Source organism: Nocardia sp. NPDC052112, from assembly GCF_040680135.1.
GTDB lineage: Bacteria > Actinomycetota > Actinomycetes > Mycobacteriales > Mycobacteriaceae > Nocardia.
Genome location: NZ_JBFAWD010000012.1, coordinates 2,360 through 17,165, shown reverse-complemented (window position 1 = coordinate 17,165; position 14,806 = coordinate 2,360). Strand labels below are relative to the sequence as shown.

Genomic DNA, 14,806 nt, shown 5'->3' with positions numbered 1-14,806 from the left:
GCTACGTCCCCCAGCCCAACTCACGGTAAGGCGTGCTAGTCGTCGACCCACGCTCTCCCACCAGCTCCCCGTAGACCTCGAGGCTACGTCGCCCAGCCCAACTCGCTATAGGGCGTGCCCGTCGTGAACCCACGGATTCCGGTTGCGGAATAGCGGATCAGCGACTCCTCCGGCAGCGCATCGAGCGAAAACCATTGCAGTCCATAGCTCTTGTCCGGCTCGCGATTCACCGGCTCACCCATCCAACGCAGCGCGTGGAAGAACAGTCCGAGCCGGGCCTCCCGCCCGGAGCCGATCACGTGCGCGGTATGAATCAGCCGCAGGTGCGCCGGGTCGATGAGCACCCCGATCTCTTCCTCCGCCTCGCGCGCGGCAGCGGCGGTGGCGGATTCGCCGGACTCCAACTTCCCCGCGGGCAGATGCCACAACCCGTCGAACTCGTCCGCACTACGCCGCCTGCTGAGCAACAGCTCACCGTCCCGGCCGAGCAGGATATGCACGTCTACAAGGTGTCGATCGGCCATTTGAACACCAAGGGGCCTAATCGAGTAATTGCACAAAATCGGCAACCGACAGCCCTGCATCGCGAATGATGCGGCGCAGCGTGCCGGGCTTGATATCGGTACCGCGATACACCGGTACGACAGTGAAACGTCCTTCCGAACTGCGCATCATATGATGACTGCCGTTCACTCGAATCAGCCCGAACCCGGCTCGCTCGAGTGCCTTGATGACCCTGTCGCCCGACAACACCGGAAGCGGCGGCATCAGGCAACATCCTGGACGATCGTCAGAACCGACGGCAGTCCCATCTCCTCGAGAACTAGTGTCACGGCTTCGTGTAGGTCGGCAACCGCCTCATCCGGAGTCGGACCGACCCCATGCGCACCGCCACTCGGGAAGACGGCGTGAGCACCCCAGGTACCGTCTTCCTCCTGCTCCAGTTCATACGGAATCTGGACCATACGCTTCATATGTTCACTCTAGCGGCAGTAGCAGAGATCGATGTCCCGTTGTCACCTACCGCGTTAACACCAATCCCGATGTCGGGACTCCCGTGCCCGCGGTGACCAAGATGTTCTCCAGGTCCGCCACCGGGTTGACCGAGGTGCCGCGGATCTGCCGGACCGCCTCGGCGATCCCGTTCATACCGTGGATATAGGCCTCGCCGAGTTGGCCGCCGTGGGTGTTGAGCGGCAGGCGGCCGCCGATTTCGATGGCACCGTCGGCAATGAAATCCTTGGCCTCGCCGCGTCCACAGAAACCGAGTTCCTCCAACTGCATGAGGACGAACGGAGTGAAGTGGTCATAGAGGATGGCAGCCTGCATATCCGCCGGACGCAAACCACTCTGCTCCCAGAGCTGCTCGCCGACCAGCCCCATCTCCGGCAGGCCGGTGAGGGCATCACGGTAGTAGCTCGTCATGACGTACTGGTCCGCGCCGGAACCCTGTGCGGCGGCGACGATTACCGCCGGACGCTGCGGCAGATCCCGCGCCCGCTCGACGCTGGTGACCACGATCGCGACGCCGCCGTCGGACTCCTGGCAGCAGTCGAGCAGATGCAGCGGTTCGGCGATCCAGCGCGAATTCTGGTGGTCTTCCAGGGTGATCGGCTTGCCGTAGAAGAAGGCAGCCGGATTCGCCGCGGCATGTTTGCGGTCGGCTACGGCGACGCGGCCGAAGTCGGCGCTCGTCGCCCCGTACACGTGCATATACCTGCGGGCGACCATGGCCACCTGCGCGGCCGGTGTCCCCAACCCCTGTGGATAGGACCAGCCCGCATCGATGCCCGACGAGGTCGGCGCGGTGGCCAGCGCGGTAGAGAACTGGCCGAAGCGCGATACCGAACGCTCGTTGAAGGCACGGTAGGCGACAACGACGTCGGCAACGCCGGTGGCGACCGCCATGGCTGCCTGCTGCACGGTGGCGCAGGCCGCACCGCCGCCATATCCGATGTGGCTGAAGAATTTCAGCTGCGGAATACCGACGGCGCGGGCCACGGCCGCCTGAGTGTTGGTATCCATGGTGAAGGTGGTCAGGCCGTCGACATCGGTCGGGGTGAGACCCGCATCGGCGAGTGCCGCGGTGACCGCCTCGGCGGCCAGACGCAATTCGCTGCGGCCGGAGTCCTTGGAGAAGTCGGTGGCGCCGATGCCGACAATGGCGGCGCGGCCGGAAAGCCCGGCGGTGCTGTCCGCGGTCATCACGGCCTCCGCAGTGCGATAACGGCTTTCGCCGTGATGTGGTCACCGAGGCTGTCGCGGCCGACGATATCGATACCGATGTCGTCGCCGTCGATCGTGGAGACGGTGCCGGAAAGTGTCAGGGTGTCACCGGCATACAGCGGCACACCCAAACGCAGCGCGACCGATTTGACGATGGCGCGCGGTCCGGCCCAGTCGGTGACGAAGCGCTGCACCAGCCCGGTGTCGGTGAGGATATTGACGAAGATGTCCTTGGAACCGCGCGCGACCGCTTTGTCCCTGTCGTGGTGCACATCCTGAAAGTCCCTGGTGGCCAAGGCAGTACTGATCACGAAGGTCGGATCGGCGGTAATGACCAGTTCGGGCAGCGCGGTACCGACCTCGATCGTGGCCGGTTCGACGTAGGTCATGCGATCACCCGCCAGACCGGCAGTACGGCATCGTCGTCGAGTTTTTCGAACTCCACCTGCACCGGAAGGCCGATCCGCACCTCGGCCGGATCGATACCGCGCAGTTCACCGAGCATGCGCACACCCTCTTCCAATTCGACCAGCGCGACCACGAAAGGCAATTGCCGCCCAGGCACTTTCGGCGCGTGATGCACGACGTAACTGAACACTTCACCGCGGCCGGAGGCGACGACATAGTCGGTCTGCTTCGACTTGTCCTGCCACAACGCCGGAATCGGCGGATGCCGCAGCGTGCCGTCCGGCAGCCGCTGGATCCGCAACTCCCCGACCTTGGTGCCCTCCCAAAAGAATTCGGTATCCCAGGAGACCAGCGGTTTGACCCGTTCGCCCACGGGCGCTTTCGGGGCGGTGCCGGTACCGGGCGCGAATTTCAGCAGCCGCCAAAGCATTTCGGCGACCACCTCATCGCCTACCTGCCAACTGATCTGGAAGGTGATGAACCACCCTTCACCGAGCGCGGTCCGCTTCGGGCCGCGGATATCGCACAGCCTGCTGGTCACCGCCACTTGCTCGCCGACATTCAGGTATCGGTGGTAGGTCTGCTGGCAGTCGGTCGCGACCACCGAGGTGTAGCCCGCGCTGTCCAGCAGCTCGATGACCTGGTTCGTAGGATCGTCCGCCGCGCGGGAACCATTGAGCCCGAGCATGGTCCAGACCTGGATCATGGCAGGCGGCGCCACGGTGCCGGGATGTCCGGCGGCACGCGCGGCCTCCTCGTCGACGTAGATCGGATTGCGGTCCCCGAGCGCCTCTACCCAGTTGTTGATCATCGGCTGGTTCACCGGATCACGCCCGAGACGTGGCGCACAATCGCCCGCCGCGATGATCTGCTCGGCGGCGGCGGTAATCGCTTCCGGAGTCATGGTTTCCGGCACGCGCGGCTCCTTGTAGTCGTGGCGTATCGCGGTTTCATCGAGGTACCCGAGGCAGTTTCAGCCCGGAGGAGGCGACCAGTTCGCGCATCACCTCATTGACGCCGCCGCCGAAGGTAACCACCAGATTCTGTTTGGTTCTGCGGTCCAGCCAGGTCAGCAGTTCGGCGGTGTCCGGATCGGCCGGATCGCCGTAATGCCCGACGATCTCCTCGGCCAGCCGACCGGCCTGCTGCAGCGATTCGGTCGAGTAGACCTTGGTGGCCGAGGCATCGGCGATCACGGTGGCCTGGTCACCGTCGACGGTCGCCGCTACCTGCCAGTTCAACAGCTCATTGAGCCGAGCCATGGCGTGGATGCGGCCGAGTGAGCGACGCACATCGGCCTCGGCGAGCACACCGCGCGCCTGGGCCCATTCGCGCGCCCGGTCGTAGAGCTGTTCGATCTTGCCGGACGGGCCCAGGCTCACCCGTTCGTGATTGAGCTGGGTGGTGATCAGTCGCCACCCCTTGTTCTCCTCGCCCACCAGCATGTTCGCGGGCACCCGGACATTGTCGAAATAGGTGGCATTCGTGTGGTGCGCACCATCGCAGGTGATGATCGGGGTCCAGGAGTAGCCGGGATCCTTGGTATCCACGATCAGGATTGTGATGCCCCGGTGCCGCGATTCGACCGAGCCCGTGCGGCAGGCCAGCCATACATAGTCGGCCTCGTGCGCACCGGTGGTGAAGATCTTCTGCCCGTTGACGATCCAATCGCCGGATTCGTCGCGCACCGCACTCGTGCGCAGCGACGCGAGGTCGGTGCCCGCCTCGGGTTCGGAGTAGCCGATCGCGAAATGAATATCGCCGGAAAGGATTCCGGGCAGGAATTTCGCCTTCTGCTCATCGGTGCCGAAGCTCTGCAGTGTCGGCCCGACCGTCAACAAGGTCACCAGCGGCAGCGGAACATCCGCGCGCACCGCCTCATTGAAGAAGATCTGCTGCTCCATCGGCCCGAAACCCTGGCCGCCGAACTCCTTCGGCCAGCCGACTCCGAGCCAGCCGTCGGCACCCATCCGGCGCACCACCGCGCGATAGGCGTCACCGTGCCGGTTGATCGCCATCTCGGCCTCCTCTTCGGGAGTCACGAGATCGGCGAAATACGTCCGCAATTCATCGCGCAGCTTGCGCTGCTCCGCGGTCAGGTCGATGAACATCTGGCCCCCAATCGATCGAGTCGGAACGATTCGCCGCCGAGCCAGCGGGCGAGGTCCTTGGCCTGCGAGTAGTAGCGGTGCATCGGGTGGGTCACATCGACCCCGAGACCACCGTGCAGGTGGTGGCATTTCTGCATGGCGGCGGGCAGTTCCGACGCCACGGTGTAGGCGAGCACATCGAGGTCGTCATCGATGCGTTCCTGATGCGGCGGCGTCGAATCAGGCTGTGCCAGTGCCCAGTTCGCCGAAACGGCGGCGGTGTGCAGGGTCCGCGAAACGACGTACACGTCGGCGATCTGCTGGGCGACGGCCTGGAATTCGGCGAGCGGCCGATTGAACTGACGACGGGTCCGCAGATGCTCCGCGGTCAGCACCAGCGCACCTTTGAGCAGTCCGTCCGCGGTCGCGCCGATCGAGGCGACGGCCAATCGGTGCAGGTCACCGATGCCGCCGGGCAACAGTTGTGCGGCCGGAATCTCGACCTGGTCCAGGCGCACCGAACATTCCGGAATCCCGCCGGAGACAGGTGACGGCGTCAGGGTGAGTCCGGCCGAATTCGAATCCACCAGTGCGATACCGGAATTCGTCGGAATCAATAACCAGCGCGCCTGCTGCGCATACGGCACCGCCACCTTGTGACCGGTGATGCGCACGGTGTCGCCACCGGAAACCGCGGTGGTCTCCGGCTTGATCACGAACGGGTTCGCGCGCTCATTGAGCGCGGCGGTGAGCACCGCACCCTCGGCGATCTCCGGATAGACCCGCTCGGCGACGCTGTCCGGCAATCCGGCCAACAGCGGCAGCAGCCCGAAGCCGAGGGTCGGCAGGGCGGGCACCGCCACCGCATCGGTGGCCAATTCGGTCAACAGGACCGAGACCTCCGACAGCCCCATGCCGTCACCGCCGAACCGCTCCGGCAGCGCCAGCGCGAGCAGTCCGGTCTCGACCAGACTCGGCCACAGCTCGATATCGCGTGCCGGTTCACGCTCCAGCAAACTCACAACGACCTCGGCCACGGCGTCCTGGCCCTCGTCCCGGGTGAAGTCCACGCTATTACTCCCAGTTGCCTCGTCGACTAGCTGTCCGTATCGCGCGGTAGTCCGAGAATTCGCTCACCGGCCACGGTCAGCAAAATCTGCTCGGTTCCACCAGCAATGGACAGACAGCGCGTGAGCAGGAATTCTTTTACCACTTCCGAGTCCTGCGCACCGGTTGGACCTGCCGTCTCCACCGCGAATTCGGCAACCGCCTGGCGATGGCGGACACCGACCAGCTTGCGCACACTGCTCTGTGCTCCCGGATCACCGCCCGCCAGCATCCGCACCGCGGCACGCTGTTCCAGCAAAAGTCCAGCGATCGCATCGGCGACGAAGCCGCCGAGCCGATCGTTCAACAGCTCCGCGCCGGGCCCGGTGGCGGGCAGTTTGGCGATGAGTTCCTCCAGCACGAGCCCGATTCCGTTGCCGCCCATGGCGACTCGTTCGGTCGACAGGGTCGAGCGGGCGATTTTCCAGCCGTTGTTCAGCGCGCCGACCAGGCAGTCGTCGGGCACGAATACCTCGTCGAGGAAGACCTCGCTGAAGCGCGCCTCCCCGGTGATCTGCACCAGCGGACGCACCTCGAGCCCGGCGCTGCGCATATCGACGAGGAAGTAGCTGATCCCGCGATGTTTCGGTGCGTCCGGATCGGTGCGGGCCAGGCAGATCGCCCAATTCGCGCGATCACCCAGCGACGTCCACACCTTCTGCCCGCGCAGCACCCAGCCACCGTCGACCTTCTTGGCAGTGGTGCGCAACGCGGCCAGATCCGAACCGGCCTCCGGCTCACTGAACAGCTGGCACCAGACCACCTCGCCCCGCAGCGTCGGCCATGCGAAGCGGTCGATCTGCTCCTGGGTGCCGTGCTGCAGCAGGGTCGGGATGGCCCAGCCGCCGATCGCGAGATCCGGCGATTCCAGGCCCGCGCGCCGCAGTTCTTCCGAAATCACCAGGCCCGTCATGGGATTCGCGCCGCGTCCGTACGGTGCGGGCCAGTGCGGCATGGCGAGCCCGGCATCGACCAGCGCATTGCGCCGCTGACCGACCGGTAGCGCGGCGATCGCGGCCACCTCGGCGGCGAGCTCGTTCGCATTGCTGTCATCGACCTCGACACCGTCGGCAGCAAAAACCCGATCCGCACCGGTGGTCCGACGTTGCCCGGCCCTGGTCAACTCGGTGACCCTGGCCCGCCAGCGCGCCGATCCACCGAGCAGCTGTCGCAGTGCGGTGGCCCGGCGCAGATAGAAGTGCGCGTCGTGCTCCCAGGTGAAGCCGATGCCGCCGAGCACCTGAATGCAGTCCTTGGCGGTCTCGACCGCGGCATCCAGCGATATCGCGGCGGCGATGGCGGCCGCGACGGGCAGTTCCGCACCGCCCTCGTCGACCGCGGCCGCGGCGTCGGCCGCCACGGAGCGGATCAGCTCCGCCCGGCACAGCATCCACGCGCAAATGTGCTTGAGTGCTTGGAAGGAACCGATCTTGCGCCCGAATTGCTCACGCACCTTGGCGTATTCGACGGCAGTTTCCAGACACCAACCGGCCACACCGGCGAGTTCGGCCGAAACCAGTACCGCGAGTAGATCTTCCACCGCGTGCGGTGACTCGAACACCCGGTCCGCGGGCACCCGCACCTCGGCGCAATGCACCCGCGCCAGTGGCGTGCTCGGGTCGGCGGGTGCCAGCGCCTCGATGCGCAGGCCTTCGGCATCGGGTCCGATCACGCACCAGCGCAACCCATTCGGAGTGCGTATCGGCAGCAAAACCGACGTACCCGGTGCCGCGCCGAGCACAGATTCCCAGACACCCGTGAGCAACAACTCGCCGGATGCGGCCGGTACGCTGACCACGTCCCCGACAACGAAGTCGAGCGCGACACCGCACGGCATATCCTCGGCGAGGGCGCCGGCGGTGACCAGGTTCGCCAATGCGGTGGGCAGCACCGGCCCACCGACCAGATCGTGTGCCGCCTGCTCGACCAATACCGCCAGGTCGGCGACCGATCCGCCGTGGCCACCGGCCGCTTCGGCAATGGCGACCCGGAAAATTCCGAAGTCAGCGAGGGCCGGCCAATAGGCGCGCCAGAAGTCCGTCGGTTCGTCCCGCATTGTTGCAATCGGACGTACCGATCCAGCCCATCCGCGCATCGACTCCTGAACGGCTTTATGCTCGTCAGTGGTGGCGATGGTCACAGTCCGTACCGCCTTTCCGGCGTGACTCCCACACCTAGAACATGTTCTAATATCCTAGCTGGGCGGAAGTCAAGAGACGACCGATGCCCGTTGCCGGAATGCAGGAAAGGACTCTCATCAATGGCCAGTCCCAACCGATCCCAGCCAGCCGATTCGAATGCGGCCGGACGAGCATCGGCTACCGCGACGGTCACGACGCTGAGCGAGGACGAGCTCAGCTCTGCCGCGCAGCGGGAACGGCGTAAGCGAATTCTGGACGCGACGCTCGCACTGGCCTCCAAGGGTGGTTACGACGCCGTGCAGATGCGCGCGGTCGCCGAACGCGCCGATGTCGCGGTCGGCACGCTCTACCGGTATTTCCCCTCCAAGGTGCATCTGCTCGTTTCCGCGCTGTCGCGGGAATTCGAGCAGATCGAGGGCAAACGCAAACCGCTTGCCGGGCAGACTCCGAATGAGCGCATGCATCTGCTGCTGACCCAGATCACCCGAATGATGCAGCGCGATCCATTGCTCACCGAGGCGATGACGCGCGCATTCATGTTCGCCGACGCCTCGGCGGCCGCGGAGGTCGACCGGGTCGGCAAGGTGATGGACCGAGTTTTCGCCAGGGCGATGAACGACGGCGAGCCCACCGAACGCCAGTTGGCGATCGCGCGGGTGATAAGCGATGTCTGGTTGTCGAATCTGGTGGCCTGGCTGACCAGGCGCGCCTCGGCCACCGATGTGACGGAGCGACTGGAACTCACCGTGGATCTGCTGCTCGGCGACAACGGGGGCAGCGGCAGGTAGTCCACTGCTCACTCGAAAGCTCGGCGGCTGCCGGTCGGTTCGCACCCGGCAAATCAGCCGAGCCTGTCGGCTGGCATCAATGAATACGCCAACGTGAGCCTGCACACGTCGGCGGTTGGGTAAAAGACGCGTCAACTGGGCAGATCCGGTAGAGGGCGGCCAGCCGCGTGCGCAATCATTCGCACGCGACGCAGTGGACTTCGGTGCGGCAAAATCAACACAGTATTGTCACGCCTGCCCCTGAAAAAACTCCTCCGATCACTAGGTTGGATGCGTGAGCGCACAGGATCTGCCACTGGAACTTCGCCGTGCACTGTCGACGGTCGCGCGCGTGCCACGGCTTTTGGTCGCATCGGACTACGACGGGACGATCGCACCCATCGTGTCCGACCCGGCTAAAGCCTTTCCACATCGAGAATCGGTCAGCGCGCTACGAGCGCTCGCCGGTCTCACCGGAACGACCGCCGCCGTGATCTCCGGCCGTGCACTGCGAGATCTCGCGGCATTATCGCGACTTCCGGTCGAAGTGCAACTTATCGGTAGTCATGGTTCGGAATTCGATGTGGGTTTCGTGCACGCCATCGACAATGACGCCAAACACCTGCTTGTCGAAGTACAGACGAGTCTGACGCAGGTTGCCGCGGAAAATCCCGGCGCCAGCGTCGAGATCAAACCGGCCAGCGTCGCGTTGCATGTGCGCAATGCGAGTCCGGAAATCGGGCTGCGCGCACTGAAGGCGGTGCGGCAGGGTCCGGCCTGCTGGGTCGGCGTGCAGGTGACCGAGGGTAAATCGGTTATCGAACTCGCGGTGATCCAGACCGATAAGGGCGTCGCACTGGATACCGTCCGGCATCAGGAGGGCGCCTCGGCCGCGGTGTTCTTCGGCGACGATGTCACCGACGAGAAGGCCTTCCGCATGCTCTCCGGCCCCGATATCGGCATCAAGGTCGGCGACGGCGAGAGCCTGGCCAAATACCGGGTGGACAGCACCGAGGCCGTGTCCTGGGCGCTGGCCTACCTGCTCGAGGAACGGCGCACCTGGTTGGCCGGTGCGAGCGCACCGCGCATCGAGCGACTGAGCATGCTGGCCAGTCCGCGCTCGGTGGCTCTGCTCACACCCGACGCGACCGTCACCTGGTTCTGCCATCCCGAACCGGATTCGGCCGCGGTCTTCGCCCATCTGCTCGGCGGACCGCAGGCCGGTCACTTCACCGTCGAACCGGAACGTCCCGGACTACCGCTCTCACAGCGCTATATCGACGGCACCATGACCGTCGAAACCCGCTGGGCCAGTCTGCAAGTGGTGGACTACCTGCCGCACGATGTGGCCCCCACCCGTACCGACCTGACCAGGGTGATCACCGGTGACGCGAAGGCGGTCGTAACCTTCGCACCCCGACCGGAATTCGGCCAGGTGCCGGTCAGCATCGAATGCGAACCGGCGGGCCTGCGCGTGCTCGGCACCAATGATCCGATGGTGCTGCGCTCCCCCGGTGTGCACTGGGAGATCCGGTCCGACGGCATGCACAGCTCCGCGCGCGCGGTCATCGATCCGTCCAATGGTCCGATCGTGCTGGAAATGCGCTGCGGCACTCAGGATCTCGCACCCGCCATGAGCAGTGAGCCGGAGCGGCGCAGGGATGCCGAGGACTACTGGTCGAAGTGGGCGGCCACATTGCAACTGCCACCGCTGAAGCCGGATCTGATGAAGCGTTCGGCCCTCACGCTGCGCGGGTTGGTGCACGCACCGTCGGGTTCCATCCTGGCCGCCGCCACCACCTCGCTGCCGGAAGATATCGGCGGCGTACGCAACTGGGACTACCGCTACTGCTGGCTGCGCGATGCCTCGCTGACCGCGCAGGCCCTGGTTTCGCTCGGCTCGCTGACCGAGGCCGAGGAATTCCTCGGCTGGGTGCATCGGGTCCTGGAAACGCTGCCCGGCCCGGAGCGGCTGCACCCGCTGTACACGCTCTACGGCGAAACCCTGCCGCCCGAGGCATCGATCGATCAGCTGCCCGGCTATGCGGGTTCACGTCCGGTCCGCGTCGGCAACGCCGCGAATATGCAAGTGCAACTGGATGTTTTCGGTCCGATCGTCGATCTCATCGCATCGCTGGCACACGGCCGCGAGGCGAAGGGCCTGACCGATCCGGCCATGGCGCTGCCGGATGCCGACTGGGAACTGGTGCACGCCATGGTTTCCGCGGTGCAGCGGCGCTGGCAGGAACCCGACCACGGCATCTGGGAGATCCGCGGCAACCCGCGCCACCACGTGTACTCGAAGGTGATGGGCTGGCTCACCGTGGATCGGGCGATCACCCTCGCGCAACGGTTCCAGCGTCAGGTCGATCCGATCTGGATCACGTTGCGCGACACCATCGCCGACGAAGTGAAGACCAAGGGCTGGAACGACGACGTCCAGTCCTACACCGCAGCCTACGACGGCATCGATCTGGACGCGGCCACCCTGCACATCGGCCTCAGCGGACTGATCGAACCGTCGGATCCGCGTTTCGCGGCGACGGTCGTCGCCACCGAGGCGGAGCTGCGCAGCGGTTCGACGGTATACCGGTACCACCACGACGACGGCCTGCCCGGCGGCGAGGGCGGGTTCCACCTGTGCGCGGCCTGGTTGGTCGAGGCGTATCTGCTGATCGGTAAGCGCTCGGATGCCGAGGCGCTGTTCGCGCAGCTCGTCGATGTCGCCGGTCCGACGGGTCTGCTCAGCGAGGAGTACGACCCGGTCGCCGAACGCTCGCTCGGCAATCATCCACAGGCCTACAGCCATCTCGGCCTGCTGCGCTGTGCACAGCTTTTGGGTAAGCCGGTGGAGGCGTTCGTCTGAGCCGACGACCACCGGAGTTCCGGGCCCGCGAATCCATCGGTTCGCGGGCCCGGTCCGTATCCGGCGCCGAAGTGATGCGGCAGACATCGACTCGTGCCGCGCCCGACCTCCTGCTACAGTTCAAATGGTAACGATTTCCATTATGATCTAGAGCACGCTCAGATCTGCCGCATTGCCAGGAGTACCCCGCGCGTGAGCACACGGATTGCCATCAGATTCGCCGGTATCGCCGTGGGGGTGGCCACCGCGATGGCTCTCACCGCATGCGGTAGCTCGAAGGCCTCGGATAAACCGAATGTCGTAGTCTCCACCAATGTCTGGGGCAATATCGCCACAACCATCGCGGGTTCGGACGCCTCGGTGACCGCACTGATCACCGATCCCGCGGCCGACCCGCATTCGCATGAGACCTCGGCCGTGGAATCGGCAAAGATCAGCGATGCCGATCTGGTCGTCTTCAATGGCGGCGGCTATGACGAGTTCATCGAGAAGGCAATCCAGGGCACGGACAAGCGCACCGTCGACGCGTTCGAATCCCGCACCGACAAAAGCGACGAGAACGAGCACGTCTTCTACGACATCGGCACGGTGAGCGCGGTCGCCGACCGGATCGCCAGCGCGCTGGGCGAGATCGACTCCGCACATGCCGCCGAGTACACCGACCGCGCCGCGGCGTTCAAGAGCCAACTGGGCGCCATCACCGCGATAGCTACCAAGATCGCTGGTGAGCACCCCCGAACCCCGGTGCTGCAGACCGAACCGCTGGCGCACTACCTGCTGGTCGCCGCCGGAACCCAAGATCTGACCCCGCACGAATTCCAGGAGGCGATCGAGCAGGAGACCGATCCGGCCCCCGCCGCCGTCGCCGCCACCCAGGATCTGCTGACCGGCAAGAAGGTCCGCGCGCTCATCTACAACATCCAGACCGAGGACAAGATCACCAAGGATCTGCGGGCGCTCGCGCAGTCGAATGGCCTCCCCATTGTCGAGGTAACGGAAACCCTGCCCGACGGTGTCGATTACCTTCAGTGGCAGACCAAGAACGCCCAGGCGCTAGCCGCGGCGCTGGCCTGAGCGTTATGACAGCATCGCGTAGCGATTCCGTGGGGAGTGGTGGCCGGGTGCCGAGTGAGACCATGGGAGCCGAGCCGACCACCGAAGGCACCGGCGGGATCGAGCGACGCGCCGATATCCGTTCCGCTGCTGTAAAACTCGGCTCCGCCAGCCTGGCATTCGGCGAACGCACACTCTGGCAGGGGCTGAACCTCGATATCGCGCCCGGCGAATTCGTCGCGGTGCTCGGGCCGAACGGATCCGGTAAGACCTCGCTGCTGAAGGTGCTGCTCGGCCAGCTCGCGCTCAGCTCCGGCACCGCCGATATCGCGGGCGGGCCCGCACGGGCGGGCAATCCCGATATCGGCTATGTGCCGCAACAGAAGACGATCGATGCCGGTGTGCAACTGCGCGGGGTCGACCTGGTCGGGCTCGGCGTCGACGGGCACCGCTGGGGCCTCGGACTACGGCACCGTGCCGAGCGCAAGCGCAAGGTCCGCGCCGCCATCGCCGATGTAGGCGCGGAGAAATTCGCTTACGCGCCACTGGAATCCATGTCCGGCGGGGAACAGCAGCGGCTGCGGGTCGCGCAGGCGTTGGTCGGCGATCCCAAGGTGCTGCTCTGCGATGAACCGCTGTTGAGCCTCGATCTGGCCAACCAGCGGCTGGTTTCGGAGCTGATCGATCGACGCAGGCGAACCCATGACACCGCAGTGCTTTTCGTGACACATGAGATCAATCCCATTCTGCCGCTGGTGGATCGGGTGCTGTATCTGGTCGACGGGAAGTTCCGGATCGGCACACCCGATGCGGTGATGACCTCGGCGGTGCTCTCGGAGCTGTATCAGACCGAAGTCGATGTGCTGCGGGTGCGCGGGCGGCTGGTCGTCGTCGGCACCGGCGACACCATGGACGCGCTCGGCGCGGCCGGGGCCCAACACTGTCACGGCGCAATGCCTTCCGGCGAACTACCCGAATCGAGTGGGGTCCGCTCGTGATCGATAAGCTCTCCGATGTCATCTCGAAGATGTTCGACTTCACCACCACCGCGGACCTGCTCTCCTACTCCTTCGTTCAGCAGGCGGTGTTCGCGGCCGCGCTGCTCGGACTGCTGGCCGGGGTGATCGGGCCATTGATCATCAGCAGGCAGATGTCGTTCGCGGTGCACGGCACCAGTGAACTCTCGCTGACCGGTGCGGCCGCCGCGCTGCTCGCCGGAATCGGGGTCGGGCTCGGCGCGATCGTCGGCTCGGTGGTGGCGGCGGTGCTGTTCGGTCTGCTCGGCAGCAAAGCCAGGGAACGCGATTCGGTGATCGCGGTGGTGCTCTCGTTCGGACTCGGACTCTCCGTGCTGTTCCTGTGGCTCGGTCCCGAACGCGCCGGGTCGAAATTCTCCCTGCTGACCGGTCAGGTGGTCAGCGTCGGCTACCACGGACTCGCACTCCTGTTGACCTGCACCGTCCTGGTACTCGCCGTGCTCGCGGCGGTATACCGGCCGCTACTTTTCGCGAGCTCGGATCCCGAAGTCGCACTCGCACGCGGGGTTCCGGTGCGGGCGCTCTCGGTGGTCTTCGCGGTCATGCTCGGCATTACCGCCGCCTTCGGTGTGCAGATCGTAGGCGCGCTGCTGGTGCTCGCGCTGCTCATCACCCCCGCGGCCGCGGCGGCGCAGCTGACCGCGAATCCGGTGCGCGCCACAGTCCTGGCCGTTCTGTTCGCAGAAACTGCCGCAGTAGGTGGCATCCTGCTATCCCTCGCCCCCGGCGTCCCAGTCTCCACCTTCGTCACCACCATCTCCTTCCTGATCTACCTCCTCTGCCGCCTCCTCGGCCCCCGCCGCCGCCAAGCCGCCCGTACCCGCTGACCCCCGAACACCCATTCACCCCACGCACGAACAACCGGCAAACCCACGCGTGGCACGCCACTTTGTCCGCACACTGCTCCCAGGTCGCCGCCCCGGCACGCACCGCGGCGCAACCTGCGGACGGCAACGCGCTCGCCCCGCGTATCAACCGACCCCATGCCACGCACCCACCAGCCCACCACGCACGAAACAACCGGCAAACCCACGCGTGGCACGCCACTTTGTCCGCACACTGCTCCCAGGTCGCCGCCCCGGCACGCACCGCGGCGCAACCTGCGGACGGC

Annotated in this window: 14 protein-coding genes; 5 read left to right on the top strand and 9 right to left on the bottom strand. The window is 65.7% G+C overall.

The window, feature by feature from the left end; translation table 11 throughout:
* Positions 1-83: 83 nt before the first annotated feature.
* The 9 genes from AB0L58_RS23330 to AB0L58_RS23290 are packed head-to-tail and all read right to left on the bottom strand — an operon-like array spanning position 84 to position 7,971.
* Entirely contained in the window at positions 84-524 is a 441-nt protein-coding gene (locus AB0L58_RS23330; RefSeq protein WP_364389646.1) for an NUDIX domain-containing protein, read from the bottom strand.
* 16 nt (positions 525-540) lie between these two features.
* Positions 541-768, bottom strand: a complete 228-nt coding sequence (locus AB0L58_RS23325) for a type II toxin-antitoxin system HicA family toxin (RefSeq protein ID WP_364389644.1) — start codon at positions 766-768, stop codon at positions 541-543.
* Positions 768-974 (bottom strand): hypothetical protein, encoded by a 207-nt coding sequence (locus AB0L58_RS23320; protein WP_364389643.1) that lies wholly within the window; start codon positions 972-974, stop codon positions 768-770. Before AB0L58_RS23320 ends, AB0L58_RS23325 begins: the two co-directional genes overlap by 1 nt.
* Positions 975-1,020: 46 nt before the next feature.
* Positions 1,021-2,205: a lipid-transfer protein gene (locus AB0L58_RS23315; protein ID WP_364389642.1), complete on the bottom strand. Its 1,185-nt coding sequence runs from the start codon at positions 2,203-2,205 to the stop codon at positions 1,021-1,023.
* Entirely contained in the window at positions 2,205-2,615 is a 411-nt protein-coding gene (locus tag AB0L58_RS23310) for a MaoC family dehydratase (protein WP_364389641.1), read from the bottom strand. Before AB0L58_RS23310 ends, AB0L58_RS23315 begins: the two co-directional genes overlap by 1 nt.
* On the bottom strand, positions 2,612-3,538 hold the full coding sequence (locus AB0L58_RS23305) for an OB-fold domain-containing protein (protein WP_364389899.1): 927 nt from the start codon (positions 3,536-3,538) through the stop codon (positions 2,612-2,614). Before AB0L58_RS23305 ends, AB0L58_RS23310 begins: the two co-directional genes overlap by 4 nt.
* 46 nt (positions 3,539-3,584) lie before the next feature.
* The gene (locus AB0L58_RS23300) at positions 3,585-4,745 is read right to left on the bottom strand and encodes an acyl-CoA dehydrogenase family protein (RefSeq protein ID WP_364389640.1); all 1,161 of its coding nucleotides are present in this window, start codon (positions 4,743-4,745) and stop codon (positions 3,585-3,587) included.
* Entirely contained in the window at positions 4,730-5,794 is a 1,065-nt protein-coding gene (locus tag AB0L58_RS23295; protein ID WP_364389639.1) for an acyl-CoA dehydrogenase family protein, read from the bottom strand. The genes AB0L58_RS23300 and AB0L58_RS23295 overlap by 16 nt, the downstream gene beginning before the upstream one ends.
* A gap of 26 nt (positions 5,795-5,820) precedes the next feature.
* Positions 5,821-7,971, bottom strand: a complete 2,151-nt coding sequence (locus AB0L58_RS23290) for an acyl-CoA dehydrogenase (RefSeq protein WP_364389637.1) — start codon at positions 7,969-7,971, stop codon at positions 5,821-5,823.
* Positions 7,972-8,091: 120 nt separating this feature from the next.
* Between AB0L58_RS23290 and kstR the strand changes: the two genes are divergently transcribed.
* The 5 genes from kstR to AB0L58_RS23265 all read left to right on the top strand — a co-directional run bounded on the left by kstR (position 8,092) and on the right by AB0L58_RS23265 (position 14,522).
* A complete protein-coding gene (kstR, locus tag AB0L58_RS23285) occupies positions 8,092-8,760 on the top strand; it encodes a cholesterol catabolism transcriptional regulator KstR (protein ID WP_364389636.1) in 669 nt (222 codons plus the stop codon).
* 274 nt (positions 8,761-9,034) lie between these two features.
* Positions 9,035-11,605 (top strand): trehalose-phosphatase, encoded by a 2,571-nt coding sequence (gene otsB, locus AB0L58_RS23280; RefSeq protein WP_364389635.1) that lies wholly within the window; start codon positions 9,035-9,037, stop codon positions 11,603-11,605.
* Positions 11,606-11,854: 249 nt separating this feature from the next.
* Positions 11,855-12,679 (top strand): zinc ABC transporter substrate-binding protein, encoded by an 825-nt coding sequence (locus AB0L58_RS23275; protein WP_364389898.1) that lies wholly within the window; start codon positions 11,855-11,857, stop codon positions 12,677-12,679.
* A gap of 62 nt (positions 12,680-12,741) precedes the next feature.
* Positions 12,742-13,656 (top strand): ATP-binding cassette domain-containing protein, encoded by a 915-nt coding sequence (locus tag AB0L58_RS23270; protein WP_364389896.1) that lies wholly within the window; start codon positions 12,742-12,744, stop codon positions 13,654-13,656.
* On the top strand, positions 13,653-14,522 hold the full coding sequence (locus tag AB0L58_RS23265) for a metal ABC transporter permease (protein ID WP_364389633.1): 870 nt from the start codon (positions 13,653-13,655) through the stop codon (positions 14,520-14,522). The genes AB0L58_RS23270 and AB0L58_RS23265 overlap by 4 nt, the downstream gene beginning before the upstream one ends.
* Positions 14,523-14,806: the final 284 nt, after the last annotated feature.